This is a genomic window from Rossellomorea vietnamensis, from assembly GCF_008180615.1.
Classification (GTDB): domain Bacteria; phylum Bacillota; class Bacilli; order Bacillales; family Bacillaceae_B; genus Rossellomorea; species Rossellomorea vietnamensis_D.
Window position 1 is genome coordinate 234,735 of record NZ_VTEH01000011.1, and the last position, 24,271, is coordinate 259,005.

Annotated in this window: 26 protein-coding genes and 1 riboswitch; of the genes, 24 read left to right on the top strand and 2 right to left on the bottom strand. The window is 42.3% G+C overall.

All coding sequences use genetic code 11. From position 1 onward, the window contains the following. The first annotated feature begins 36 nt into the window (after positions 1-36). The 7 genes from FZC79_RS23225 to FZC79_RS23230 all read left to right on the top strand — a co-directional run bounded on the left by FZC79_RS23225 (position 37) and on the right by FZC79_RS23230 (position 5,190). Positions 37-183, top strand: a complete 147-nt coding sequence (locus tag FZC79_RS23225; RefSeq protein ID WP_187442796.1) for a hypothetical protein — start codon at positions 37-39, stop codon at positions 181-183. Positions 184-368: 185 nt separating this feature from the next. After that, complete coding sequence (locus tag FZC79_RS14595; protein WP_148947498.1) at positions 369-1,127, top strand: nucleotidyltransferase domain-containing protein; 759 nt, start codon at positions 369-371, stop codon at positions 1,125-1,127. A gap of 128 nt (positions 1,128-1,255) precedes the next feature. Beyond that, the gene (locus FZC79_RS14600) at positions 1,256-1,855 is read left to right on the top strand and encodes a hypothetical protein (RefSeq protein ID WP_148947499.1); all 600 of its coding nucleotides are present in this window, start codon (positions 1,256-1,258) and stop codon (positions 1,853-1,855) included. A 48-nt stretch (positions 1,856-1,903) separates the two neighbouring features. Continuing rightward, positions 1,904-2,170, top strand: a complete 267-nt coding sequence (locus FZC79_RS14605) for a hypothetical protein (RefSeq protein WP_148947500.1) — start codon at positions 1,904-1,906, stop codon at positions 2,168-2,170. Between the two features lie 683 nt (positions 2,171-2,853). Further along, positions 2,854-4,083, top strand: coding sequence for an MFS transporter (locus tag FZC79_RS14610; RefSeq protein ID WP_148947501.1), 1,230 nt, complete (start codon positions 2,854-2,856; stop codon positions 4,081-4,083). Positions 4,084-4,170: 87 nt separating this feature from the next. Beyond that, the gene (locus FZC79_RS14615; protein WP_148947502.1) at positions 4,171-5,025 is read left to right on the top strand and encodes an AraC family transcriptional regulator; all 855 of its coding nucleotides are present in this window, start codon (positions 4,171-4,173) and stop codon (positions 5,023-5,025) included. Further along, the gene (locus tag FZC79_RS23230; protein ID WP_187442797.1) at positions 5,026-5,190 is read left to right on the top strand and encodes a hypothetical protein; all 165 of its coding nucleotides are present in this window, start codon (positions 5,026-5,028) and stop codon (positions 5,188-5,190) included. Positions 5,191-5,769: 579 nt separating this feature from the next. Here FZC79_RS23230 and FZC79_RS14620 read toward each other — a convergent pair. Then, positions 5,770-6,414, bottom strand: a complete 645-nt coding sequence (locus FZC79_RS14620) for a hypothetical protein (RefSeq protein WP_148947503.1) — start codon at positions 6,412-6,414, stop codon at positions 5,770-5,772. A gap of 101 nt (positions 6,415-6,515) precedes the next feature. Here FZC79_RS14620 and FZC79_RS14625 point away from each other — a divergent pair, with 101 nt between their 5' ends. The 14 genes from FZC79_RS14625 to FZC79_RS14700 all read left to right on the top strand — a co-directional run bounded on the left by FZC79_RS14625 (position 6,516) and on the right by FZC79_RS14700 (position 20,502). After that, positions 6,516-6,887 carry a glyoxalase superfamily protein gene (locus FZC79_RS14625; protein WP_148947504.1) on the top strand — a complete coding sequence of 124 codons (372 nt, stop codon included), beginning with the start codon at positions 6,516-6,518 and terminating at the stop codon, positions 6,885-6,887. A 76-nt stretch (positions 6,888-6,963) separates the two neighbouring features. Continuing rightward, on the top strand, positions 6,964-8,031 hold the full coding sequence (locus FZC79_RS14630) for a C45 family autoproteolytic acyltransferase/hydolase (protein WP_148947505.1): 1,068 nt from the start codon (positions 6,964-6,966) through the stop codon (positions 8,029-8,031). Between the two features lie 205 nt (positions 8,032-8,236). Then, a complete protein-coding gene (locus FZC79_RS14635; protein WP_148947506.1) occupies positions 8,237-9,172 on the top strand; it encodes an AraC family transcriptional regulator in 936 nt (311 codons plus the stop codon). A 17-nt stretch (positions 9,173-9,189) separates the two neighbouring features. Next, positions 9,190-9,573: a DUF1761 domain-containing protein gene (locus FZC79_RS14640; RefSeq protein WP_148947507.1), complete on the top strand. Its 384-nt coding sequence runs from the start codon at positions 9,190-9,192 to the stop codon at positions 9,571-9,573. Positions 9,574-10,381: 808 nt separating this feature from the next. Further along, on the top strand, positions 10,382-10,948 hold the full coding sequence (locus tag FZC79_RS14650; RefSeq protein ID WP_148947509.1) for an RNA polymerase sigma factor: 567 nt from the start codon (positions 10,382-10,384) through the stop codon (positions 10,946-10,948). Further along, on the top strand, positions 10,945-11,661 hold the full coding sequence (locus FZC79_RS14655) for an anti-sigma factor (RefSeq protein ID WP_148947510.1): 717 nt from the start codon (positions 10,945-10,947) through the stop codon (positions 11,659-11,661). The genes FZC79_RS14650 and FZC79_RS14655 overlap by 4 nt, the downstream gene beginning before the upstream one ends. Before the next feature lie 760 nt (positions 11,662-12,421). After that, positions 12,422-13,765 carry a copper amine oxidase gene (locus tag FZC79_RS14660; protein WP_148947511.1) on the top strand — a complete coding sequence of 448 codons (1,344 nt, stop codon included), beginning with the start codon at positions 12,422-12,424 and terminating at the stop codon, positions 13,763-13,765. A gap of 294 nt (positions 13,766-14,059) precedes the next feature. After that, positions 14,060-15,043, top strand: coding sequence for a class F sortase (locus tag FZC79_RS14665; RefSeq protein ID WP_148947512.1), 984 nt, complete (start codon positions 14,060-14,062; stop codon positions 15,041-15,043). Positions 15,044-15,131: 88 nt separating this feature from the next. Beyond that, positions 15,132-15,641: a hypothetical protein gene (locus FZC79_RS14670; protein ID WP_148947513.1), complete on the top strand. Its 510-nt coding sequence runs from the start codon at positions 15,132-15,134 to the stop codon at positions 15,639-15,641. A gap of 132 nt (positions 15,642-15,773) precedes the next feature. Next, positions 15,774-16,364: a methyltransferase gene (locus FZC79_RS14675; protein ID WP_148947514.1), complete on the top strand. Its 591-nt coding sequence runs from the start codon at positions 15,774-15,776 to the stop codon at positions 16,362-16,364. 136 nt (positions 16,365-16,500) lie between these two features. After that, positions 16,501-17,160 (top strand): GGDEF domain-containing protein, encoded by a 660-nt coding sequence (locus tag FZC79_RS14680; protein ID WP_148947515.1) that lies wholly within the window; start codon positions 16,501-16,503, stop codon positions 17,158-17,160. A gap of 129 nt (positions 17,161-17,289) precedes the next feature. After that, a complete protein-coding gene (locus FZC79_RS14685; protein ID WP_148947516.1) occupies positions 17,290-18,228 on the top strand; it encodes an alpha/beta hydrolase in 939 nt (312 codons plus the stop codon). A gap of 76 nt (positions 18,229-18,304) precedes the next feature. Then, positions 18,305-19,396 carry a threonine aldolase family protein gene (locus FZC79_RS14690; RefSeq protein ID WP_148947517.1) on the top strand — a complete coding sequence of 364 codons (1,092 nt, stop codon included), beginning with the start codon at positions 18,305-18,307 and terminating at the stop codon, positions 19,394-19,396. A 371-nt stretch (positions 19,397-19,767) separates the two neighbouring features. Then, complete coding sequence (locus tag FZC79_RS14700; protein WP_148947519.1) at positions 19,768-20,502, top strand: toast rack family protein; 735 nt, start codon at positions 19,768-19,770, stop codon at positions 20,500-20,502. A gap of 345 nt (positions 20,503-20,847) precedes the next feature. On the opposite strand, the gene FZC79_RS23235 is transcribed toward FZC79_RS14700, so the two are convergent. Further along, on the bottom strand, positions 20,848-21,009 hold the full coding sequence (locus tag FZC79_RS23235) for a hypothetical protein (RefSeq protein ID WP_187442798.1): 162 nt from the start codon (positions 21,007-21,009) through the stop codon (positions 20,848-20,850). A gap of 167 nt (positions 21,010-21,176) precedes the next feature. On the opposite strand from FZC79_RS23235, the gene FZC79_RS14705 reads away from it, so the two are divergent. From FZC79_RS14705 to FZC79_RS14715, 3 genes are all read left to right on the top strand, one after another. Further along, the gene (locus tag FZC79_RS14705) at positions 21,177-21,923 is read left to right on the top strand and encodes a DUF2161 domain-containing phosphodiesterase (protein ID WP_148947520.1); all 747 of its coding nucleotides are present in this window, start codon (positions 21,177-21,179) and stop codon (positions 21,921-21,923) included. Positions 21,924-21,984: 61 nt separating this feature from the next. Continuing rightward, a riboswitch (cyclic di-GMP riboswitch) is annotated at positions 21,985-22,071 on the top strand. An 85-nt stretch (positions 22,072-22,156) separates the two neighbouring features. Continuing rightward, positions 22,157-22,918 carry an EAL domain-containing protein gene (locus FZC79_RS14710; RefSeq protein WP_148947521.1) on the top strand — a complete coding sequence of 254 codons (762 nt, stop codon included), beginning with the start codon at positions 22,157-22,159 and terminating at the stop codon, positions 22,916-22,918. Positions 22,919-22,931: 13 nt separating this feature from the next. Then, complete coding sequence (locus tag FZC79_RS14715) at positions 22,932-23,876, top strand: sensor domain-containing diguanylate cyclase (RefSeq protein ID WP_148947522.1); 945 nt, start codon at positions 22,932-22,934, stop codon at positions 23,874-23,876. Positions 23,877-24,271: the final 395 nt, after the last annotated feature.

The window sequence follows — 24,271 nt, forward strand, 5'->3', positions numbered from 1 at the left end:
ACTAAATCAAGATGTATATTATAGGAGGAAGAAACAATGTTCAATATTATCAAATCATTCTACGAAGAAAAGAAGGCAGATGGAACTTACACATTCACCGATAACCATCTCAATAGATTTATAGAAAAAGGCTATATAACAGATAAGGAAGCCAATAATATCAGGAACTTTCAACAAATATAAGGCATAAACGGACACCTTGGATTCTTTCAAGGTGTTTTTTTATTGGTAAACATTTATTTACATAGGAATGGTGTTAGATATGCTTTTGAAGGTGGTTTAAGATGATGTTTATATAATTTCTCCTCTTGAATTAAGAATTAAATTGGAATATAATGGCGTAATATTTATTTTTAGGGGGGAGCAGGTTGAGACAGGAAACAGCAGTGCAGATAATTTCAGAGAGTTTACAGAAGGATGAAGGGGTACAGGCTATATTTTTGAAAGGCTCGATGGGCAGAGGAGAAGAAGATGAGCATTCAGATGTGGACCTGTATGTGCTGGTGAAAGAGGAAGATAAAGAAGCCTTTCTGAAGAGGCGGATTGAACACTTAAGTGCTTATAGGAGTCTATTATTCTACGATGATATCTTCATAATAGCCCCGCAGATAATCGCTGTCTTCGATGACATGCTTCATGTCGATTTGTTCACGGTGACTGAGAAGAGTTTCAAGGAAAAAGACTACTTCAGAGTGGTGTATGACCCGGATAACCTGCTGGAAAAATACGTAGCTACCCAAAATCTTTTATTGTCTCCGGAAGAATTTTATGAGCTGGCAATTGATGTTCCTTGGTTTCTGTTTCAATACCGGAAAGCTTATAACAGGGGAAATGCTCTCTGGGGTGTTGAGGTCTTGCAGCACGGGATGTTCAAAATGGCGAAGGTTCTTCTTCACAGATATCATCCCGAGCGGGCGCAGCTTGGAATGAAAGCACTGGGAGCCCTGCTGCCAGCTGATAAACTGGAAAAAGTGAATGAGATTTATAAGCACTTAAATCCAGAAAATCATCAAAAAGCCGCAGCTCTGCTCATAGAATTATACTCCGGGGAATTGAAGTGGATAGAGAATAATCTTCCGGATGACAAATCAGTTCCCTTTTTTAGAAAAATGGCAGAGAAGCTTTAATTTAAAAATTGGCAGGAAGCTGGATGGTCGGCTGCCCAGTTTCTTTCAGGCTATTGATTAAGGGGTTAATTTCCAATTTCGTTTGTGAGATAATTGCAGAAGGTCAGGGTGGAAAAGGGGGCGTTAAAGTGGTTGAGGTTTTCTTATCGTTGATATTCATGGTCGGAATCTTTTACATATTACGCTACCGTTTTAACTTGAAAAAAGCAGCAGAGACATCCAATGATGCACTTTATCCCAAAAGCAAAGAGGAGTTCTCCAGCATTTTGCTGCCTGGAGAATGGCTGGAGATGGAGCCGCTCACCAAGGATTCGAAATCATATAGAATTGTTAAATGGGGAACCTATGCATCTATGATTCTGCTTATCATGCTGCTCGGAGCGGTACTGGCAACCGACTGGCTGGACTCCCGCTCCTTTTTCACGGTTTATTTCTTTTTTATTATTATCAGCGCTATTAAGCATCGAGGAAACTTTTTTATACTGCCGAAGGGCATCATCTTGAACGCGAGGTACCATCCATTATCGGAAGTAAAGCATTATGAAATCGAAAAGATCAAACGCTGGCATGAACTGTACGGACTGGATGAGAGAGTGAATAATGGCTATAAATTAAGTTTCAAAATCAGGAACAAAATGATCCAGCCAGGCTATGTCATAATTAAAGATGAAGAAGAAGCAGGGAAAATCAAGGAGCTTCTCGAGAAAAAAGGAATAACCGGGGCGTGACAGTCACACCCCGATATATGTCGAATACGGCAAAGGAGGGAATAAGAGGTGAATCAGGCTGTCTGGAGTGCTGTATTAATCGCAGCTTTGCTGATTTCGGGGATTTATGTTTTCAGGAAAAGAAAGGCTGCGGGCATTACTGGCATCAAAACCGCTTTAACGTCCATATGTTTGTACCTCATTGCGGTAGTTAATCTGTTTGCCTTCTGGTTTGATTTCATTGGGCTCATCAGCTGGGGGCTAACTGTCGTGCTTTTAATAATTGGTGCTTACTTCACTAAGTATCTTCCCCCGCCGAACATGGAAGTGGAGTGAGTGTGTCGACAATTTGTGACATAACTCGGGGTGTGACTGTCACTCATAAAAGGAGGTTCATCCTGTGTTGAATAATGTCCCTGAAAACCAGCATGCAACTAAAATTTTTGATACTTCACTTTCAAAGGGACCAGTCTGTCCTTTTTTAATTGAAATTCATATTTTTATTGCATACCGCACAGGGTGAGTTTATTATAAATGCTTTTTGTAAGCTTCTTTAATATTGAGAGCAAAGGGCAGAGACACCTATCGCGGGATAGGTGTCTTTTTTATTGAGGGTCTTTTCTTGAAGTTTGTTGCATTTAAAATAAACATCGAAAAATCTCACCATTGTTGAATGGTGAAATTCTGATAATCAAGAAAGGAAAGTGCCTCTCTCCAAGTCTATAGAGAAAACATTAATTATCCCATCGAGGATCCAGCTATTGGAAATTTATGGTATTTTACCCTTCCTCCTTTACCTAGAGGGATTGTAGCGGAAGGCGTGTGACCTCCTGCGGGACTAGCGGGCAGGTGAGACCCCGCAGGCGAAGCCGAGGAGGCTCACCGCCCGCCCCGCGGAGTCATGCGCCTGGAGCGGAGATCCGTTCCTTTTCGTCACCGCAATCTTTGTGAAAATCCTTTTATAAAATATATAGTGATACCGCCGTATAAAGGCGGCTGTTTAACAGGAGGAATAAAGCATGAATATGAATCTATCAATTTTTAAAAATAAAAGCTTCTTGTATTACTGGATCAGTACATGGATTTCTTCGCTGGGCGACTCAATATTCGTGATAGCGCTGACCTGGCTTCTTGTGGAAGAAACCCAATCACCCTCAGTGGTGGGGACCTACTTGTTCATTTTGGGGGCATCCAAGATTATTTTTGTTTTAATAGGCGGAGTGATAGTGGATCGGGTGAATCCTAAAAAGCTTCTCATTTACTCTAATCTGTTGAGAGCGGGAGTGATCATTCTTGCGCTTCTCGCCTTGTTTGTAAAAAATGATGCCATTTGGATTTTCTATATCATCGGTGCTGTCTTTGGGATGGTTGATTCCATTGCAGAGCCAGCGGGCATTTCATTCAGGACCAGAATTATCGGGAAGGAGTTCTACACTCAGTCCATGGGTCTATTGATGACCGCAGGAAACGTGTCAGCGGTTGTAGGACCGATGATTGGAGCAGGTCTGGTGGCAGTTGGAAGCACCGGCTTTGCCATCATGGTGAACGCAGTCACATTTTTAATATCTGCAGTGCTGCTAGTTTTGGTCAAAGAGGTGAACAAGCAGGAAGAGGTTGAACAGGAACCGATGTGGAAGAGTGTGAAATCCGGCTTTCATTACTTCTTGACTACTCCTGTCATTTTGACTATGGCAGTCTTCGCCTTTTTCGCCAATGCTGCTGTGGGGGCCACCTTTATAAGCATTCCTTTTCTGGCGGAAGAATTGAATTTTGGTGTGCAAGGGTTCGGTTTGATGAATACAGCCATCGGAGTGGGAAGTGTCGCGGGAGCGGTTGTGTTTTCTGTTTTTACGATAAAAAATCCGAAACCGTATATGACCTTGCTGACGTGTTTCTTGCAGGGAATGGTCATCATGCTGGTCGGCTTTACCGGAAATCTTTGGATTATCCTCTTATTGATCGGACTGATGGGATTGCATGAAACAGCCGTGAATGTCATTGCTCCGAGTGTAAACCACACCATCATCCCGCCCAGGATTTTCGGAAGGGTCATCAGCGTCATGATCCTTGTCATGTCAGGCTCTGTGCCGATTGCCCAGGCTGCAGCGGGATGGGTGATGGAGTTTACTGCGCCTCAGAATATTTTCATATATGGCGGGATTCTTGAAATGGCTGCCGCTCTTTTAACTTTCTCGCTTCCTTTTATACGAAAATACGGAAGGGAATCCAGTTTTTCTGCCGAACAGTAAGGTAACCACACCTGTCATAGGAGAGCAGTCGGCGACAGGTTCCTGCATTAGCAGGGTGATATTCTTAGAGAGCAAGGGGGAACTGTGATGGAAATGCTGCTAAGGATGAATGAGTGTATCGGCTATATAGAAGAGAATTTACAGGGAACTATCGAGATGGAGGAGCTGGCGCGCTTAACATACAGCAGCAAGTTCCATTTTCAGAGGATGTTCAATATGCTGACGGGCTTTACAGTAGCAGAGTATATCAGGAAGCGCCGTTTGACACTGGCGGCACAGGAGCTGTCGAATTCGGGGGCAAAAGTGATCGATGTCGCGCTCCGGTATGGATACGAAACACCAGAGTCTTTTTCGAAAGCGTTCAGAAGGGCACATGGTGTTTCTCCGTCACAGGTGCGGAATCAGGAAGTGTCCTTAAAGGCCTTTCCTCGCATTTCCTTTCAAATCCAATTAAAAGGAGAGAAAGAAATGAACTACAGAATAGTTGAGAAAGAAGGGTTCAAAGCAGCAGGTATCGGCAAAAAGGTATCGGCTGCGAACGGAGAAAATAATAAAGAAATTCCGGTATTATGGGATGAAGTCAACCGAAAAGGACTCGATAGGGAAATCTGTGAAGCTGCCGGAGCGAAAGACCTATTAGGTATCTGCATGGAGTTCGACCACCCAAAGGAAGAGTTCACTTACTTCATTGGAGCTCACACAGACAAACCGCAGGAGAAATTTGAAGTGAAGGAAATCCCTGCATCCACCTGGGCAGTATTTGAATCTGTCGGCCCCATGCCTCAGGCGATCCAAAATGTATGGCAGCGGATTTATTCTGAATGGTTTCCGTCCACAGGCTATGAACATGGGGGAGGGCCGGAATTTGAATTATACCCTCCTGGTGATATAGATGATGAAAATTACAGGTGTGAAGTGTGGATACCAATCAGGAAGAAATAAATGAATAAAAGGCTTTCTCTGAGGGATGGACCCTGTGGGAAAGCCTTTTTATTGATGAGCTTGAAAACCTTTTTGTATGCCTGCGGTTCCAAAGCTAAAAAAACCGCCCTTCAGGATAGGATAACCCGTTTGATTGATGAGGAGAAAAAATTAATTCACAACTAAAATATAATCCCTTTAACACATCAAATAAAAAGCAGACGAAATGGATGAATTTGGAGTATGCTATTCTTTTTTATTGCAAGGCCAGATCAACGGAAGTATTAGCTGTATGTCGCCGTGAGAATGGTATTATGATAAAATTTATTAAATGTGTAAAATTTCCATATGTGGTCTTTAACGGAATACCACAGGATCATCCTAATTGGATGGTCTTATTTTGTCTTTAACATTGACTGTTTCTTAAAGATAGTGGTTTTAGTCTTTTTCACCCCCTGTATGATTGGAGCGGAAGGCGTGAGACCTCCTGCGGGATTAACGTGACAGGTGAGACCCCGCAGGCGAAGCTGAGGAGGCTCACCGCACGCCCCGCGGAGTAGCACGCCTGGAGCGGAAATCTTTTCTAAGAACCTGTTCAATTACCACATTATTTACGAATACAGCCTTAGCATTATGGAGTAATGAATAAATTTATTCCCTAAAGGGGTGTTAAACCGGTTGCTAATTTTCACGTTAAAAGACTCTATTACACTTATAAACGTGGTAATATCAATAGAGGATTTCAGCCGCAGAGCACCCACCAGCTCACATTGGTGGGTTTGCTGTATCCAGAGATTTATATTTTTTAACCAAAAGATATCTCTGCATCCCTTTAGTAAGTTCAATCGCCTTTGTTTCATGAACCGCAGCCTGCTCAGACAGTCCCTTCTTATGAAGAAGCTCTGCTTTCACTGACTCTCCCATCCATGGCTTTGTCAAAGTGGAGCTCATTTCCTCTGCTTCATCATAATGTCCTTCCTCTATCTGTAACAATGCCTCATAATATTGTCTGACAGAAGAGTCCTTAATCAGAAGGATATCGTCCCTTACCGTTGAAAGCCTATTTTCAAGCGCAGCATAAGCGACTGTAAAAATAGCAGTTATATTAGGAGACTTATATTTCTTTTTTAACAAATGAAGAGCTTCCTCCGCACCCCGTTCATCAGAGTCTGCCAGGCTGCAGTAAAATTGGATGATAGGCTGTTTGGTTCTTTGTTTTAGATAAGCACCTATTTTCTCAGTGTCTTGAGAAAAATACATGTACCAGACATATGGGATATACATAATAAGAGTCACACTCAGAAAAATCATGATGGCTGTCATCCAGAAATTAATCTGCCAAATCGCTGTCAGCACTCCCAAGGAAATTGCCAGGATAATGATAGAGATATATTGTGTTTTGGAAATCACTACTTTTCCTCCGCTCTTGTAAAAATAAGGACATTCCCAGATAATTATAATGGAGCAAAAGAGAGTTCGTATATAAAAATTTTCAAGGGAGGTTCGGTGACATGAAAGATGTGGAATTTGGAGGGACTGTACCTGTTTTGAGAATTTTTGATGAGGCTAAGGCGAAGGAATTTTATCTGGATTTTCTTCAATATGAGATGGACTGGGCCTATGGCGGAGAAGAGCTTCCGGTCTATATGCAAGTCACAAATGGGAGCTGTACCCTCCACCTTTCAGAGCACCACGGAGATGCCTGCCCAGGGGCTTCTGTAAGAATTCCGGTGAGTGATATAGAAGTGTGGCACAGACTATTAATAGGTAAAGAATATAAATATATGAAACCAGGGATCGAAGAAACTCCCTGGAATACACGAGAAGTTAAGGTGACGGACCCGTTCGGAAACAGATTGATCTATTATAGCCCGGTCTCCTAGTCAGTCCCGATTTCTTTATTTGTCCTTTGCGATGGTTTATTCTAAATGAAAGTTTTATAAGAATGAGGGTTGAGATATGAAAGAAATATACAGTGAAATCATCCAATTTCGGGGAACCCATTTTGATTTTGGCTATATGCAGGGAGAGCGGATCAAAGATTCTCTCACTGTTATCAACCGTGAAAATCAATGGAAGGTCCGAAAACCCCGCTTTTCAATAAATCCCGATGAAGTGAAGCAGGCTGTCACAAGGTTTGCCCCGGGGGTCTGGGAGGAATTGCTTGGACTGCAAGAAGCACTGAAATGGCCGATGGAAGGGGTACTGAAAGAGTTTGGAGGCTACCGTCTGGACTATGTGAAGTCAGGGTGTTCCATTTTAACAGGTGATAACTATTTGATCCGTAACTATGATTACCACCCCAAGACTTATGAAGGCAGGTACACATTGTATCAGCCGACCGATCATCAAGCGTATGCCATCATTGGGCCGAGCCAGCGTGTGACAGGCAGAATGGATGGAATGAATGAGAAAGGCTTGTCCATCGGCTACAATTTCATGCACCGAAAGAATCCTGGTGAGGGGTTCATTTGCTGTATGATTGGCCGCCTGGTATTGGAAGCCTGTGCAAATGTTGAAGAAGCAGTCGCAATGCTGCGGGAAATTCCCCACCGGCATTCTTTCAGTTACATTGTTCATGATTCCAGCAGTGAAACCTTTATAGTGGAAGCCTCCCCGCGCGGTGTTAGGGTCCGCCAGAATAATGCCTGTACGAACCACTTTGAAATCATGCTGGAGGAAAACCGCAATCACCTTATAGACTCGAAACGCCGTCTGGATATCCTTCAGGAAAATGAGAATGGCATCCGTGACGCTTCCGCAGCATTCAGGCTTCTCAATGACAGTGATAAAGGGGTTTTTTCGGATTTATACGGCAGCTGGGCCGGGACGATTCATACGTCTGCCTATTTTCCGAGTGAACTGAAAGCGTGGTTTGCTCTCGGAGGTGACCGTGAACCTGTGGAGTTCGATTTTAATCAATGGCTTCAGGGAGAAGATATTAAGCTTGATCGAATTAAGGGGGAAGTGGATACAGATATCCCTTTTGTTCATATGGATATAAATGCGGATTGGAGCAGAAGATAGGCAAGTGCTTAAAAGGTGCAGGAATGGCTGTTTTGGCCATTCCTTTTTCTGTTTCTCAGAAATAAGTTATTTCAATTTGATATTGCTAGGCCGATTTACGTCAATTGATTTGCGTACATTCGATGATAAGTGATTGTCCAATCGAAACCTTCGCAAACTGCTATATAATAGGACCATAAGATATTATGCCGCGGGAGGATACATAATGAATAATGATATATCAGAAAAACAGGTGAACAAAGTTTTAGAATATATAGAATCCCACTTAACCGAAGAATTGAATTTAGAGACACTTGCTGCTGTGTCAGATTATTCACCCTATCATTTTCAAAGATTGTTCAAGAAAACAATGGGGGAAACACCCGCAGGATACGTTAAAAGGCTGAGGCTTGAAAGTGCAGCTCATATGCTAATTTATGAAGCACGCTTTACTATTACAGAGACTGCCTTCCTTTGCGGATTTTCTTCTCTTTCCTACTTTACTTATTCTTTCACTGAAAACTTTGGGTTCAGTCCTAAAGCTTGGAGAGAGGGAGGTTACCTGGAACATTTTCCACGTGAATATCTGGATAGCAAGAATTCTAAACTTCTTCGCAATAATACGAAAGCCGCACATCTGGAAAAGGGCTATACTGATTTTAAATGGCTGGATCTGAACAAAGTCAAGGTTGTCCATATTCCTGATTGTCACACCATTAACAGATACCATATTGGTTCTTATGTCAGCGGAATTCCTTCTGTGTGGGAAGGCCTCTGCACCTGGTCAAAATCCAGGGGACTGATCACTGAAGCAACGGCAATGATTGGTGTGCCAAGGAGCAATCCATATATCACTCCTCCGGATAAGAATCGTTATGATTGCAGGGTGGAAGTCCCTTTAAGTGAAATTGAAAAACACGGTGAAGAGGCTGTGTTCTTTAAGGGAGGGAACTATGCACTATACGAGTTCGATGATCCAGTTTCATATGAGGATAGGGGAATTATGATTGAATGCTATTCTGAACTTTACAGTTATTGGCTTCCGAAATCAGGATACAAATATTTAAGCAATCCTATTGAATTTGTTGAAGTACAAAAAGGGGGAGTTTTGGATTTCTCCTGCAGAATCAGGGCAATCGGACTGGCCATAGAACCAAAGTGAAGGTATGGGGGGAAAACATGTTTGAAGTAAGTGAATTAAGTTTAACAGGCATTCTTGCCGGCGGTATCCTTTATATGATTTACGGTGCAGTATATTATTCAATTAATGTAGGAAAAAAGGCAGCCGGGAGTGGTCAGAGCGAAGGCCCGATGAAATATGTAGTTTCGGTGATCCTTGCCTTTATCTCTTCTCTTTTTACAGGGCTTGCTGTCCATGCTTTTGGGGCAGGAAGTTTAGCAGACGGAGCCGTAGTGGGAGCTGGCATCGGTTTGCTGGTAAGTTTGCTTTATTTAAAAAATACCCTTTTTGGCTTGATCTCTATGAGATCGTTCGCAGTAGCTGCTGGAGACCATCTTATTATTTTTACCTTGCTTGGCCTCTTGCATGGATTCTTCCATTAATTGTTTCAGCGAGGCTGGGACAAAACCATAATAAATGCTCTCTTCGCAAAGATTGTGGCTGAGTAAAAAGAATGGATTTCCGCTCCAGGTGCACGACTCCGCGGGGCGGGCGGTGAAGCAAAAGCGGAAGTGGCCGTTCAGCGACGTACAGATTTTAGGGCTCTCGCATGAGATAAAGGAATCACGGAGAGCGACCGCGATTCGATGATGACTTATCGCAAGGAGAGAGACCGAAATCTGCTAGTCGCTGGCCGCTGGAGCTGGATGAGCCTCCTCGGCTTTGCCTGTGGGGTCTCACCTATCCCGCTAGTCCCGCAGGAGGTCGCACACCTTCCGCTCCAATCCGTCTATGTTCAGGAAAAATCGATAAATAATCTTAAAAGCAACATCTTTCAAATAGAGCCTATTAAAATGAAAGAACCGCATGAAATCAAGTATAAAACCTTGAACTCATGCGGTTTTATTTTTCTACTATCCCAACTTATGTCCCAGCCTCTATTTTGTTGTAAAGGTGATAAGATCCTCCTTTATGGATGGACCAGCCCCTTAAGGTCAGATAACTCGAAGAAAATATAAGGATAAGCCGCTTTGTTTTCTCTGTGGAACCTATGGCAGTCCGTACTGAAACAGGGAGCTTGCACTGTTATTCTTTCCAGAAAATTTATTTATTTACCCAGACTGAAATATTTTTAAACCTTTTATGATCCAAAACCACTATTTCTTCGTTAGCTAACTAATAAATTGAGTTGAGTGCATTCGTTAGGGTATCCTTATTTCATCCAAGTCAAATAAATAGAGGGAGCATTTTATGTCAGAAGAACTTAAGGATATAGATTTATATCGAAAAGTTTTGCAGGATAAAGATTCCTCTGCATTGCGGAAGCTTTATCAGAGATACGAAAAATTAATTTATTCATTTTCATATAAGATGACAGGAGACCGGGAAGTGGCGGAAGAAGTGATACAGGAGGTTTTCCTGAAGCTTTGGAAGAAACATGCTCCGTATGATGAAAGCAAAGGCAAATTTTCATCGTGGCTTCTGACAATGACCAGAAACGCCAGCCTTGATGCCATCCGCAAACGAAACAGGCATGAATCCGTTGAATATATTGAAAAGGACTCATTAAGGGTCACACATGAGACACCGGAAGATATTATGGAATGGAAAGAAAAAGGAAGTGCGGTTCGAGACTGCATCAACCAACTTAAAGAAGACCAGCAGCACATCGTCCATTTGGCTTACTACAAAGGAAAAACACAGAAGGCTATCTCCAAGTCCACAGATACCCCTCTTGGTACCGTTAAAGGAAGAATAAGGCTGGCTTTAAAGCATTTACAACAATGTCTGCAAGGGAAAGGAGGGCATTTTGAGTGACGGAACAACACTGTGATCAATTATTCGACTATTACAATGGGCATCTATCAGATATAGAGCACGCCCGGTTTGAAAAGCATTTAGAAGAATGCAGTGAATGCAAGCAGGCCCTCCTGCAGATTCGGGAACTCGAGGATTATCTTCCGTATGCTTCCGAACCAATTAGTCTTCCCTCCGGCATGGAAGACAGGGTGTTCTCTCGTATTCTGAAAGAGGATAATCAAAAGGAAACATCCTTCCAATCGGCAGCCCGTAAAAGGAACAAATGGATGCTCCCATCTGTAGCAGCGCTTCTGGCGGTCTCACTGATAGGAAATGCTTACTTCTTCACTCAGCTTGGTGAGCAGCAGGAAACAGCAGAAGTAGAGGAATCCATTGATAAAGTTGTGAAATACGCTGAAATGGCAGCGGTCGAAGGCAATGCGAAAGGTACTGCTAGTATTGTTAAGCAAGGAGACGAAACAAAGCTGGTCGTCCAGGCTTCAGATTTGAGAGGCTTGAGTGACGAGGAAGTATACCAAGTATGGCTGATTAAAGATGAGAAGCCAGAACGGGCTGGTACATTTACGATTGAAAACGGAAGAGGATCGGTCGTCTTCAGCTTCAATGAGAACTACGAAAACATCGAATGGGATATGGTCGCCGTATCTCATGAGCCGGACGCCGACAGCCAGACTCCTAAAGGGAATGTGGTCTTAGCTTCCGAACTTTAAGGGTGGATTATTATGATTGAAATAGCATAAATAAGATTTTCAAGTTATTGAAGAAAGAGATCCTTGTCTACAGGGGTCTCTTTTTTTGCCCTTTTCGTTAACTTTGCTGCTATTTAACAGGAAATGTAAGTGATTTCTTCTTATTCACCAGAAAGCCAGAAAAAATCCTGAGGCTTCTTTGTAAGAAGTTTGAAATCTTAAGGAAATGTTTTCGAAACTCATGATATTTTTTAAAAGCTGTTGACCCTAATAGCTGCAAGGCTTCTTAGCTGCTAGGTCTTTTTAATCGGGTAAAAAAGCACATTCAATTGTTTGTGATTAACATTCCAGGGTAGCTTTTACATTGTACTGATTACATTCTTATTACTTTTGTCAGGAGTAACCTTACAACAAAGTTTAACAGCAAAAGAAGTGATCCGAATTCAGTTCTAATACGTCAGCTCTGTGAAAGGGCCACAAACAAAAAGGAGGATGATTATTTCTCGGAAAATTTTTATATGAGTGATCCAATCGGACAGTCTCTTCGTTAGCTTCTTGAAATGAGAAGGAAATGAAAGAGAGGACGGATGAAGAAATTTTTTTCGAAAAGTGATCCATTCCAAGACTTGTGACGTTAGCTTTGTGAAACAGTATTCGAAACGAGGAGGATTACGGCCGATTCAAAAAAAATTCTCGATTTTTTGAAAAAGAAGTGATCCAAATCGGAAAAGAGTTCGTTAGCTCAGCAGAAAAATAAAAAATAGAAAAGGAGAATTACACTATGAAAAAAAAGAACCTAATGAAAAAAGTTGCAGCACCAGTATTGGGGTTATCATTAATTATACCGGCAGCCGCTCAGGCAGAGGAAGCACCGACAGTCGTTACGCCGGCAGCGGATTTACGAACTACTCTGGATCAGCTTTTATCTGAACACTTTGTATTAGCGGTAGACGCTATGGTTAAGGATTACAACGATGCCCCTGATGAAAAGCAGGCATATGACGCGCTGAATCAAAACGCCTTGGATATGACGCCGGCAATCGCCTCTGTATATGGTGAAGAGGGAGCAAAGAAGTTCCAGGAAATCTTTGCTGGCCATCTTGATTATTCTGATGATTTTGTAGAAGCGGCACAATCTGGTGATGCGGAAGCAAGAAAAGCGGCTGAGGCGGAAGTTACTGAATTCGTAAATGAATTCTCCGCATTCCTAAGCACTGCAACTGAAGGTAACCTTCCCGAAGATGCAGCAAAAGAAGTACTGACAGCGCATGAGGAAGACGTTATTGAAGCATTTGACAATTACGTAGAAGAAGACTACAAAGGCTACTATGAAAATTACATGGAAGGCTATGACAGAATGTTCGCTATCAGTAAGGCTTTATCTGGTGCGATCGTAACACAAATGCCGGATAAATTCGAAAATACAAACGTTGATGCACCTGCAGCTGAATTGCGTTCAACTCTTAATAAACTGACTGCAGAACACTTTGCTTTGGCAGCAATGAGCATGCAAAAAGGAGTCAAAGGCGCTCCTGAGTATGACATTGCAACTTGGGCGGAAGATATGAATACAGAAAACTATACAGCAGCTATTCAATCCATATATGGTGATGAAGGTGCAGCGCAATTTAAAAAGCTTTGGACAAGTGATCACATTAATGCACAAGCGGAACTAGTCGCCGCTACAGTAGCTGGTGATGATGCAGCTGCTGAAGAAGCTCGTGAAAGTCTGACAATGTTCACAAAAGAATTTGGTGCATTCCTTTCTACTGCAACAGAAGGCAATCTTCCTGAAGAAGCCGCTGTTGAAGCACTAATGACACACGAAGATCAAGTTTTAAAAACGTTTGACAGCTATGTTGCAGAAGATTATGAAACTAGCATGAATACTTTCCGTGAAGGATATGCATTCACATTTGGAATCGGCCAGGCTCTTGGAGATGCCATTGTTAAGCAAATGCCTGACGAATTTGCAGCAGCAGAAATGCCTAGCCAAATGCCTAATACAGGTATGGGTGGTGCAGCTGATAAACCAATGCCAATGTCAGCTTGGATTACTTTTGCAGCAGCAGTTCTCCTTGCTGGAGGATATCTGATTAAAAGTAAATTTGCCAGCCAACAGTAATCTATAATGAGGAGAGTACTCTATGCTCTCCTCTTTTCTTAAAAAGAAGTTTATTCAATCAAATATTCCTAAGAGAGCAAAAGGAAAACCTTCCTTTTGCTCTCTTAGGAACATTTGCCTGTCGGGGCTGACCAAGTTGCTTACGCTTTATATCAATCCAGCTTCAGCACCCAGCCCCTCGGGGTCAAATAACCCTGAGAGAAGAAAAGGAAACCCCGCCTTTTTTTCTCTCAGGAACATTTGCCTGTCGGGGCTGATCAAGGTGCTTACGCTTTATAAATAGGAGGAAATGCTATGTTGAAGAAACGTTTAGCTGCCTTAACAGTGGTTGTCATGACTGCGGGAGTCATAGGATATCAAGCTTTGGCAGAAGAGGAGCCAAAAACGATTCCGCAATCTAAACCGGAGCAGCAAACCGCAGAAATCGAAAAGTCTCCTGTAAAGAGAGAGGGAATTAAGCCAATTGTCCATAAAGAGGAGGAATTTGTTCTTCTTGACTCTTTACAGAAAAAGAAAGCCCAATATGAAAATGAGTTGAAGATTCAAGAAGAGGGAATTGTCCCTGCCCGGATCAAAATCCCGGGCATGGATATCGATACAGGTGTCATCCCGGTAGGCCTTCTGGATAATGGAGAAATGCAAGTTCCGGAAGAAACGGATATTACAGGGTGGTATGACAGAGGTGTCAAGCCTGGAGCTAGAGGAAATGCGGTCATTGCGGGCCATGTAGACAGTAAAGAAGGACCCGCCATCTTCTTCTATTTAAAAGATATAGAAATCGGGGAGACCATTACGATTTTTGATGAGAATGGAAAAGAAAAAACGTTTAAGGTCAAGGCAAAAGAAAGCTACAAGAATGAAGAGGCTCCGATTGAAAAGATTTTCGGCTCTAGTTCAGAAAGGAACCTGAATCTAATTACATGTACTGGGACTTTCAATTATGATGAGCACCTGTATCCTGACAGGCTTGTCATCTATACAGAGCTCGTAGAGGAAGAGGAGAACGATCCATATCCAGCTCCGAATGCCCCCGGCAATGTTGAATATGATCTCGGTTCCGTTTCTTGGCACTCTGTTGCCGAAGATGACATCATCGGTTACAGAGTTTATAAAAAAGAAGCTGAAGGGAAAGAGTTTGAGCACATTGCCAGCATATCCTCCCATGAACGGAAGAATTTTTATGACGAAAATGCGGAGCCAGGATCTTCCTATTATGTTGCTTCTGTGAATATAGCTGGAAAAGAGTCGGAAAAATCCCAGATAGTTCAGGCTGATTAATATAAATTATAGATTCAAGGCCTGGTTAATTGAAACTTTCCTTCCCCTTGCTTCGTATAAATAAGAAAGAAGCATTGGGAGGGTTTTCATGGGTACTTTATACTTCTCAGACAATTTTTTTTCTTCAGGCAGAACGGATATATACAATTCGGAGAAAGAGAGAGTCGGAGAACTGGACTTGAAAAGCGCATTCTCATCCAGTATGGATATTTTGAATAACGAAGGCCGGGTGATGGCGAGCGGCAAATTCCCTTTCTTGGGAAACAGATGGATTGTCTCTGGGAAAGAAGGGGAGGAAATGGGAGAGTTGAAACAGAAGTGGTCCTTCTTTAGCAAGAGATTTCAGTATCACTCTTTTGGTAAAGGTACATTTTCTATCGAATCAGAGGCTTTTTCAAAAGACTATACTGTCCTTGATGAAAAAGGTGCCGTCATTTGCAGCTTTGAAAGAGTCAGCGGCTTCTTTTCTTCACCAGCCTATAAATTGGAAAATTATTCAAACGAACTGGGCAACCAGGAGCTTGTCGCGGTTGTGATGGGGGTAAATGCCATCCAAAAACGAAATAATGCGGCCGCTTCCAGCGGTGGAGCAACATGAGTGACAGTCACTTCCCGGAATTTGTCGATTGAAGATCGATGGAAACCTTGGAAGTGGCTTTTTATTTCAGGTCTGTTAGTGAAAGGGATAATGTTATACTGGTAGGAAAAATGCAGGTAAGGAGAAGCTTTTATGAATGATAAGCTGCTGAATATCAAGACAGAAACCGTTCAAAAATCATCCTACGAATCTCATCATTATAACCGATATGAACCAACTTCCTATGAGGTTCTGGGCAGGTTGTTCCAAGTTGTTGAGCTTGAGAAGACAGACAGGGTAGTGGATTTTGGCTGTGGCTCCGGAAGGCTGAATTTTTACATACATTATCGTTTTCAAACTACTGTCATGGGGGTCGAAATGAACGAATACCTGTATGGACAGGCTATTGAAAACAGAAAAAATTATCGAAGCAAATTCACCGATTCAGGTGAACTTATCCAATTTGAAAACTGCCTTGCTCAGGATTACAGGATCCAGCCTGAGGAAAATGTTTTCTATTTCTTTAACCCATTCTCTGTTCGCATCTTTATGGCTGTCGTTAATAACATCCTTCAGTCCCTGGAAGAAACTGAGCGCGAGATTCAACTGATTTTATACTATGCCCCCGAAGATTATATCTTTTTCCTTGAAAACCAGACAGCTTTCCACTTGGAGAAAGAAATCATTCTGCCGGGAAATGCCTATGAAAAACTTCTGATTTACAACTTTGGTCATTCTGAGTAAAAGGAATACCACTGAAATGGTAAAATACTGTATAATTTAACGTGGTAAAGTGTTAAAGGGTAATACAGTGCTTTAAACCACTAAAAGGGACAGTCCCTTTTAGTGGTTTAAAGCAGTAAAGCAAGGCGGCCAGAGCTTGTCAGGTAAAGGAAGTGATATCATGAGATACACCGGCCGGATATCGAGCATCTTAATTGTGATGCTCATCCAGACTTCTTATGTAATTTACTATTTTCATAGAGATGGATTCGTGGATATCGTCGGCTGGCTGGCGTATCCAGTTCTGCTTCTGATATCATACTGGACAGGTTTTCAGTATGATAAAGCCAATTATTATTCAGAACGAGATCCCCTTACAAATCTTTATAATCGAAGGTTCATGATAAGAAGGTTCAACAAATATATTAAAATAGCAGACAGTAGGAAAAAGAAGCTTTTTGTACTGCTGATTGATTGTAATCGTTTTAAACAGATCAATGACGAATACGGGCATGCGGCCGGTGATCGGGTCCTGGTTGAAATCGGTAAGGTACTGAATCGGAAGCGGCGGAATGTATTTGGATCTGCCCGCTGGGGAGGAGACGAATTCATTGTCCTGGGGTTTTGTGATGACGCTGAAGAACTGAAGCGTATACAGTTGGAACTTAAGAGAGAGCTAAGCGTAATCAGGATTACAGAAGGAGGAAGTTCCATAGCTGTTTCGATTGGCTCGGCCCTCCAGGAAGGGACAACGAGCATTCATGATCTCCTTCAACAAGCTGATGCAGTTATGTACCAGGAAAAAAGGAGCATGTGAGGGTATCTCCTGAAAAGAAAAATCGGTTTCAGAACGAATCGGATGATTGCCGCATGGTGTTCCAGAATCTCTAAAGAGATGTTCAGAAAAAGAAATAGAAGAATAATTGATTTATAAAGGAGTTTGAAAATGAAGAAGGTTCTTAAATGGGGCGTTACCATTGCAGCGCTGCTGGTGATTTTATTTATTGTGGCGGGCAATTATTTTTATAATGTAGCGGTCAACCGAAGCGAGGAATCAGTAGAGCTGTATGGAGGTTCCGATACAGCCAGCACCATGGTTGATGAAGAGGAACAGAGAAAATTGGAGGAAGTCCTGGAGTGGACGGAAAACCAAACATTTGAAGAAGTAAAAGTAAAATCGCACGATGGCTTAAATTTAAGTGCTGTACTTCTAAAAAGTGAAAAGCCGAATGGCAAAGCTGTCATTCTGGCTCATGGATATAAAGGCAGCAATGAACAAATGCCCGGCATCACTAAATTTTATCATGAACAGGGGTATGACGTTCTCAAGCCCGACGCAAGAGGACACGGTAAAAGTGAGGGCAGCTATATTGGATATGGCTGGGATGATCGGAAGGACTATACTAGGTGGGTGAATCTATTAATAGAAGAGTATGGAGCTGAAGAGGTTTATCTTCATGGCTTTTCAATGGGAGCAGCGACCGTCCTGATGACGAGCGGGGAGGACCTTCCGACCGAAGTGAAAGGAATCATCGCGGACAGCGGTTACACCTCAGTGGAGGAAGAACTGGCCCATCAACTGAAATATATTTATAACCTCCCTGCTTTTCCTTTAATGGAAGTTACAAGTGCGATTACAAATATTAGAGCTGGGTACACGTTCTCAGAAGCCTCGGCCGTAGAACAGGTCAAGAAGAATGATCTTCCACTTTTCATTATTCATGGAGATCAAGATGAACTCGTACCGACTGAAATGGCCAATGTCCTTTACGAGAAAGCATCAGGCGAAAAAGAGCTCTGGATCGTTCCCGGAGCAGGCCATACCGAAGCTTATACCGTTGCGGAAGAAGAGTATCAAAAGCGCTTGAAGGAATTTTTGGAGTGACAGTCACACCTCGGTTTATGTCGAAAACCCTTCGACAAATTCCGGGGCGTGACTGTCACCAGAATAGGAGATAGAGATGAGCGAAAACAAGACTTTAATTCAAGCATTCAAAGAAACAGCGTTGAAAACAAACGGTCACGGCAATCGGGATGCAGGTGTGCTGAAAGAGGCCTTCGATCGAATAGACTATGATATGGAAAGTGACATGTATGGAAGCGGAAAGGTGATCGAGGCATTCCAGGAAAAAATGGCAAAACTGCTTGGCAAGGAGTCGGCGGTGTTTTTTCCAAGCGGCACGATGGCGCAGCAGATTGCTTTAAGAATCTGGTGTGACGAGAAAGGCTTGAATCGTGCAGCCTACCACCCGCTATCTCACCTGGAGATTCATGAAGAAGACGGAATCAAAGAGCTTCATGGAATTGAGACGGTATTGCTTGCTGAAAAAGAACGAGTCATCACGCTGGAAGATATTCAGAATATGAAGCAGGAAGCGGCTGTTGTTCTTCTGGAACTGCCGCAGCGTGAAATCGGGGGGCAGCTGCCTGATTTTGAGACACTTCAAGCCATCTCAGCCTATTGCAAAGAGCACGGTATCAAGCTTCACCTCGATGGAGCAAGGCTGCTCGAAGTTCTTCCTTTTTATAGAAAAACAGCAGCGGAAATCTGCAGCCTCTTCGACAGTGTATATCTCTCGCTCTATAAAGGGATTGGCGGCATCGCCGGGGCCATTCTTGCAGGAAGTGAAGCCTTCATTAAGGCCTCCAAGGTATGGAAGAGGCGTCATGGTGGCGATTTGATCAGTCTCTATCCTTACATCGTTAGTGCAGATTATTACTACGATCTGCGGGCTGACAAAATGGAGCAATATTACTACGGAGCAAAAGAATTGGCAGAGCACTATAACATCTGCGAGAAGGTATCCACATTACCACAAGTGCCGGTGTCCAATATGTTTCATGTTCACTATGAGGTATCAAAGGAAGACCTTGAGCCCATACTTGTAGAGATTTATGAAAACACCGGAGTCGGACTTAGCGGCTATCTAAGGGAAACAGGCGATACCTCCTGTTATTATGAGGTCAGTATTGGAGACCTGTATGAAACAATTCCTGAAGAAAAACTAAAAGAAGTTTTTAATACTCTCAATGAAAAATTAAAAGCAATATGAGGGAAAGGGGTGGCCGACTTAGGTCACTTCTTTTTCACCCCTTAGAAAATTATAAACTCACACTCTGTGGATTACTTATAGCTATGTTTTCCACGTTCAGCTTCAGCGCCTAGCTCCTCGGGGTCAAATAACCCAAAGAGAATTAAAGGAGAAACCGACTTGCCTGTCGGGGTTGAACGAGGCGCTGACACTTTTGTTCTTGTTTGCCCTGCCGAGGCTGCTTCTGTTGAAGTCCTGCTGACCCAGTTAGTGACAAGTGCACTCACACTCCGCCTCAGGACTTAGCTGAAAATAAATCTCTGGTGCGTTTTTCCAATGGCTGTATCCCTGTAGTATAAATGTATAAACAGAGCGATTGGGAGGAAACAAACATGAAGAACAAACTATGGGCTGGTGCTTTACTGGGTGCAGCAGTAGTGATTTCTGCAGGCTGCGGCGTTATTGAATCAGAGACATTTGGAAAAGGAACTCTCAATGAATACAAAGTTGAAGTGGAAAAAGATGATGCGAAAGAATTGGAAGTTGACCTGCGCCTGGGGGCAGGAGAAATGAATGTATCCGGAGGTTCCGCTGAATGGGTAACAGGGCTGATTCATTACAACAATGAGGACATGGAGCCTCAAGTGAAATACGAACTTAATGGCGACAACGGGGACACTGTTATTAAACAAAAGAAGGATATCGATGTAAGTGCCGGTTTTGGCAATGTGAAAAATACCTGGGACATTCAGTTATCTGATGATACTCCGATAGACCTTAGAGTCAACTCAGGCGCCTCTGACACAAACCTTGATTTAAGAGGGATGATGCTGTCCGGCTTAAAAGTCGATGCGGGCGTCGGTGATGTCGATGTGAACCTTAGCGGCGATTGGAAAGAGAGCTTCGATGTCGATATAGATACCGGCATCGGCGAGACGACCGTCATTCTCCCTAAAGAGGCGGGGGTACGGATTCAATCAGAGGAAGGAATCGGCACATCCAATTTTCACGGATTTACTTCCATCGACAAAAACACTTATGTGAATGATGCGTTCGAGACGGCTGAGGTCATCATCACTGTCAATGTAGAAACCGGTATTGGGGAAGTGAATTTTGAAATAGAGTAAGACTTGAAGTATCCTGTTCTCTTCAGGATTTACTTGGACGGCGCAGAATGGTAAATCACAGACCGAATCAACTAGCTAACGACACAAGTACTACAGTATAGTTCAAAGTCAAAAAGGCTTGGAGATGCAAATATCTCTAAGCCTTTTTCAGTAATTAAGTAGACATGTTCATTAGATGCTAAAAAAGTAAGATGAATAAGCGCGCTTACTTTACAGATAATTTGCTGGTTACTAAATTAAGCATAAAATTTCAGCCGGAAAAATAGAAATTTCACAATCTCCAATAATTATTCCTGCCTTGGGACTTACTAAGTTAAATAAGTAAATTAAATTGGCCAATCGAATTTATCCTTGTTTTGATCCTCTGTCGACCTTGCCTGCGATTTCCTTTAAAGAATCCTGCATTTGAAAATGATGAAACACAGTCAGGGCTATGACCACAAAACTAAAAAGTGTTGAGAGAATCGTGCTCCCTAGCAGTGCCTTCAGAACCTTTCTATTATTCAATTGATACTCCTCCTATGCAATATGAATAGCTATATTATTTGACATTAGGCTGAATCTATTCGTGACACATGGACCGCCTCTTCTGTATTACGGCTGCTTTCAAAGTGAGGTATAATGGAAATAGACTAATTAAACGTTTGACGAACAACTACTGGGAAGGTTTTTATATGAATGAAAAAAAGAAAATACTAGAGGCTGATCTTTATAAGCCCATCCAAAAGCATTTTACCCGGGAGGGCTATAAGGTAAACGGAGAAGTGAAGGATTGTGATCTTACAGCTGTAAAAGGAGAACACCTTGTCATTGTGGAGCTTAAATTGAATCTGACGGTTGATTTGCTGATACAAGCTACCAAAAGGCAAAGACTCACAGACCTTGTATATATAGCGATCCCCAGGCCGAAAAATATGAGATCAAGACGCTGGAAAGATATTTGCCATCTGGTCAGGAGGCTGGAATTGGGGCTGATCACTGTATCGGCTGCCAATAAGGTGCCAAAAATTCAATTTATCCAGCATCCTGAGCCTTTTGATTTTATAAAAAGCCAAAAAGCAAGCAGCCGCAGGAGGAATTCGCTCTTGACCGAGATTGAAGGCCGGAGCGCGGATTACAATGTTGGCGGGAGCAGCAAGACGAAGATCATGACTGCTTATAAAGAAACCTGTATTATGATCGCTTGCTGCCTGGAGCAATGCGGCCGGATGGCTCCGAAAGATTTGATTAAACTTGGGACCGGAACTAAAACTCAATCAATCTTGAGCAAAAATTACTATAAATGGTTTGAAAGAGTAGACCGGGGAATCTATGAAATCACAGAAAAAGGTAAGGAAGAATTGAGTGGATTTCCCCAACTTAAAGAGCACTATATGCGGGAAATCACTATAAAAAAAGAGAAGTTGCTAAAACCCGAGTAGGAATATTGCATCTGGGCATAAATGCCTATATAATAAAACTTGTAAATAATTTCAAAAAATAATTTGATAAAGGCAAACTCATCGAAAGGTGGCGACGCAAAGCTATAGGGGCTAAAGTCAATGAAGACAATGCCAGCCAGCTGCCGGATTTTTACTTGTCTTAAAGACTGTTCCGGGGAGGAATGGTCTTTTTGTCATAATTATAATTAATTGCATAGGAGCCCGAGAACAACATGGTATTAACTCTATCGAATATTATTACGAACGAAAAGTTTTGGAACGTTTTCCAGCCGGTTTATGATTTGAAAAATGATAGCCTGGCAGGTTACGAGAGTTTGTTTCGCTGTGATTTTGATTCCAATCCTGAGCTGGTGTTTTATCATGCCAAGAAAACAGGTATCCTCTATGAACTGGATACAGCATCTGTTAAGCGGTCGATCAGAGTTTTTAATGAATACTTCTCGCAGAATAACAAAAGTTTTCCTTTTCTTTCGGTCAATCTTTATCCCTCTACTATCAAGCACCCTTTTTTCATTCAATTTTTACATAAACTTTTAGAAGAAGTAGAACTTCCCCCTGAAAAAGTAATCCTGGAAATTAATGAAGCCGAGCAGAATGATGACTTCGTTCAATTCAGGAAGGTGCTTCATGATTTGAAATCAAGAGGGTTCTTAATCGCTATGGATGATTTGGGCAAGGGCAATTCTTCTTTGAAGATGGTACTGGAATTGGAACCGCAGATTATCAAGTTTGACCGCTATTTTTCCATGGATTTATCTAAAAATATAAAAAAACAGCGGCTGCTTCAAGCGATTATTGAGTTTGCACAGGAAGATACCTGCTTCATTCTGGAAGGAATTGAAACGGAGGAAGATCTGGCGGCAGCCAAGTCAATCGGTGTCCAGTTTGGACAGGGATATCTGCTTGGCAGGCCGGAAAAGTTAGAAGACTGCGACCGCAGCCTGAAACAAGTCATCTCTTCTTATAACCTGTAATAGGAGGAACACTATGGAGGTATGGACATTAATAGCCGGCATTACAGCAGGGATTTTCCTATTCAAAGGCTATGATCATATTAAAAATTCAGAGGCAAGGGAAAATGAAAAACGGATATATCAACTGGTGGAGAGGTCCAAGGATATTATCTACTACTGTGAAACAAAGCCGGCACTGAGGTTCAGATATCTAAGTCCGTCCATTGACAGTATACTGGGCAGCGGAATTCAAGTGCGGAGCATGGTAAATGCCCAGACCAGCATAGAACTCCTTCATCCTGACGACAGGGAGTTATTGGATAGAAAGTTATCCGGGAAACTGGACTACAGCCAGCCGATTATCCAGAGATGGAAGGATGATGAGGGAAACTATAAATATTTTGAAGAGTTTGCCACGCCTATTTTTAAAAATGGGGAAATGACGGCAATTCAAGGTGTCATCCGGAATATTGATGAAAAGATGCGGCTCCAGGAAGAACTGATTTATAAGGCTCATCATGATGAGTTATCGGGGCTGTACAACAGGCTCTACTTTGAAAATCAATCGACAGAGCTGGATGAGGAGGAAAACATTCCGGTTGCCCTCTTACTCTGTGATCTGGATGAACTCAAATATTATAACGATACTCATGGGCATCGAACAGGTGATGAACTAATTAAAGAAACAAGTAAAATCCTCAGGACTCTGCAAAGTGAAGAAATCCTCATTGCCAGAATCGGAGGGGACGAGTTTGCCATTCTCATTAAAAATACGGACAGGCATTCTCCTGAAGAAGTGAGAAAGACCATTCAGCAAAAAATCGCCAACTATAATCGATATAGCAGAACTATCAAAATCATGCTTTCGGTCGGTGTCGCATCAAGCTCAACATCTCTTGGGAAAATGAATGAACTGTACACTTCAGCAGATCAAAATATGTATGAAGAAAAACGGAGGAAGAAAAAGAGCTTTTGTTAAGTAACCGATTCTGTTTTGAAGTACAACCATCTAATTAGCCAAAAATGGTTGAGTGATTCGTACCCATAAACAATGTCTACTGATTTCCACTCCAGGTGCGTGACTCCGCGGGGCGTGCGGTGAGCCTCCCTCTAGAAATGTTGGAGTATCAACGTTTAAAGCAGTTTTTAACAACTATAAAATTTTTTTCTTTGTTACTAATAATCAGGATTTTCTAAATCTATAAGAATTTGTAAAATCATCCTAACGCTTCGCTAGAGCTAATTGGAAATCATTAACTCTCATTACCTATGTGATGCACCTTGGATCTCTGCTATTCTTATGATGACGTACCCTCCCATGTCTCTTGGCGTCTAGCGCGTACATTCCTTCGTTCGGTCTATTCATAAGGCAGA

What these genes read in the sequence shown, in the direction of transcription:
- FZC79_RS23225 (WP_187442796.1), top strand. Translation starts at nt 37, where the DNA reads ATGTTCAATATTATCAAATCATTCTACGAAGAAAAGAAGGCAGATGGA.
- FZC79_RS14610 (WP_148947501.1), top strand. Translation starts at nt 2,854, where the DNA reads ATGAATATGAATCTATCAATTTTTAAAAATAAAAGCTTCTTGTATTAC.
- FZC79_RS14615 (WP_148947502.1), top strand. Translation starts at nt 4,171, where the DNA reads ATGGAAATGCTGCTAAGGATGAATGAGTGTATCGGCTATATAGAAGAG.
- FZC79_RS23230 (WP_187442797.1), top strand. Translation starts at nt 5,026, where the DNA reads ATGAATAAAAGGCTTTCTCTGAGGGATGGACCCTGTGGGAAAGCCTTT.
- FZC79_RS14625 (WP_148947504.1), top strand. Translation starts at nt 6,516, where the DNA reads ATGAAAGATGTGGAATTTGGAGGGACTGTACCTGTTTTGAGAATTTTT.
- FZC79_RS14630 (WP_148947505.1), top strand. Translation starts at nt 6,964, where the DNA reads ATGAAAGAAATATACAGTGAAATCATCCAATTTCGGGGAACCCATTTT.
- FZC79_RS14635 (WP_148947506.1), top strand. Translation starts at nt 8,237, where the DNA reads ATGAATAATGATATATCAGAAAAACAGGTGAACAAAGTTTTAGAATAT.
- FZC79_RS14640 (WP_148947507.1), top strand. Translation starts at nt 9,190, where the DNA reads ATGTTTGAAGTAAGTGAATTAAGTTTAACAGGCATTCTTGCCGGCGGT.
- FZC79_RS14650 (WP_148947509.1), top strand. Translation starts at nt 10,382, where the DNA reads ATGTCAGAAGAACTTAAGGATATAGATTTATATCGAAAAGTTTTGCAG.
- FZC79_RS14660 (WP_148947511.1), top strand. Translation starts at nt 12,422, where the DNA reads ATGAAAAAAAAGAACCTAATGAAAAAAGTTGCAGCACCAGTATTGGGG.
- FZC79_RS14665 (WP_148947512.1), top strand. Translation starts at nt 14,060, where the DNA reads ATGTTGAAGAAACGTTTAGCTGCCTTAACAGTGGTTGTCATGACTGCG.
- FZC79_RS14670 (WP_148947513.1), top strand. Translation starts at nt 15,132, where the DNA reads ATGGGTACTTTATACTTCTCAGACAATTTTTTTTCTTCAGGCAGAACG.
- FZC79_RS14675 (WP_148947514.1), top strand. Translation starts at nt 15,774, where the DNA reads ATGAATGATAAGCTGCTGAATATCAAGACAGAAACCGTTCAAAAATCA.
- FZC79_RS14685 (WP_148947516.1), top strand. Translation starts at nt 17,290, where the DNA reads ATGAAGAAGGTTCTTAAATGGGGCGTTACCATTGCAGCGCTGCTGGTG.
- FZC79_RS14690 (WP_148947517.1), top strand. Translation starts at nt 18,305, where the DNA reads ATGAGCGAAAACAAGACTTTAATTCAAGCATTCAAAGAAACAGCGTTG.
- FZC79_RS14700 (WP_148947519.1), top strand. Translation starts at nt 19,768, where the DNA reads ATGAAGAACAAACTATGGGCTGGTGCTTTACTGGGTGCAGCAGTAGTG.
- FZC79_RS14705 (WP_148947520.1), top strand. Translation starts at nt 21,177, where the DNA reads ATGAATGAAAAAAAGAAAATACTAGAGGCTGATCTTTATAAGCCCATC.
- FZC79_RS14710 (WP_148947521.1), top strand. Translation starts at nt 22,157, where the DNA reads ATGGTATTAACTCTATCGAATATTATTACGAACGAAAAGTTTTGGAAC.
- FZC79_RS14715 (WP_148947522.1), top strand. Translation starts at nt 22,932, where the DNA reads ATGGAGGTATGGACATTAATAGCCGGCATTACAGCAGGGATTTTCCTA.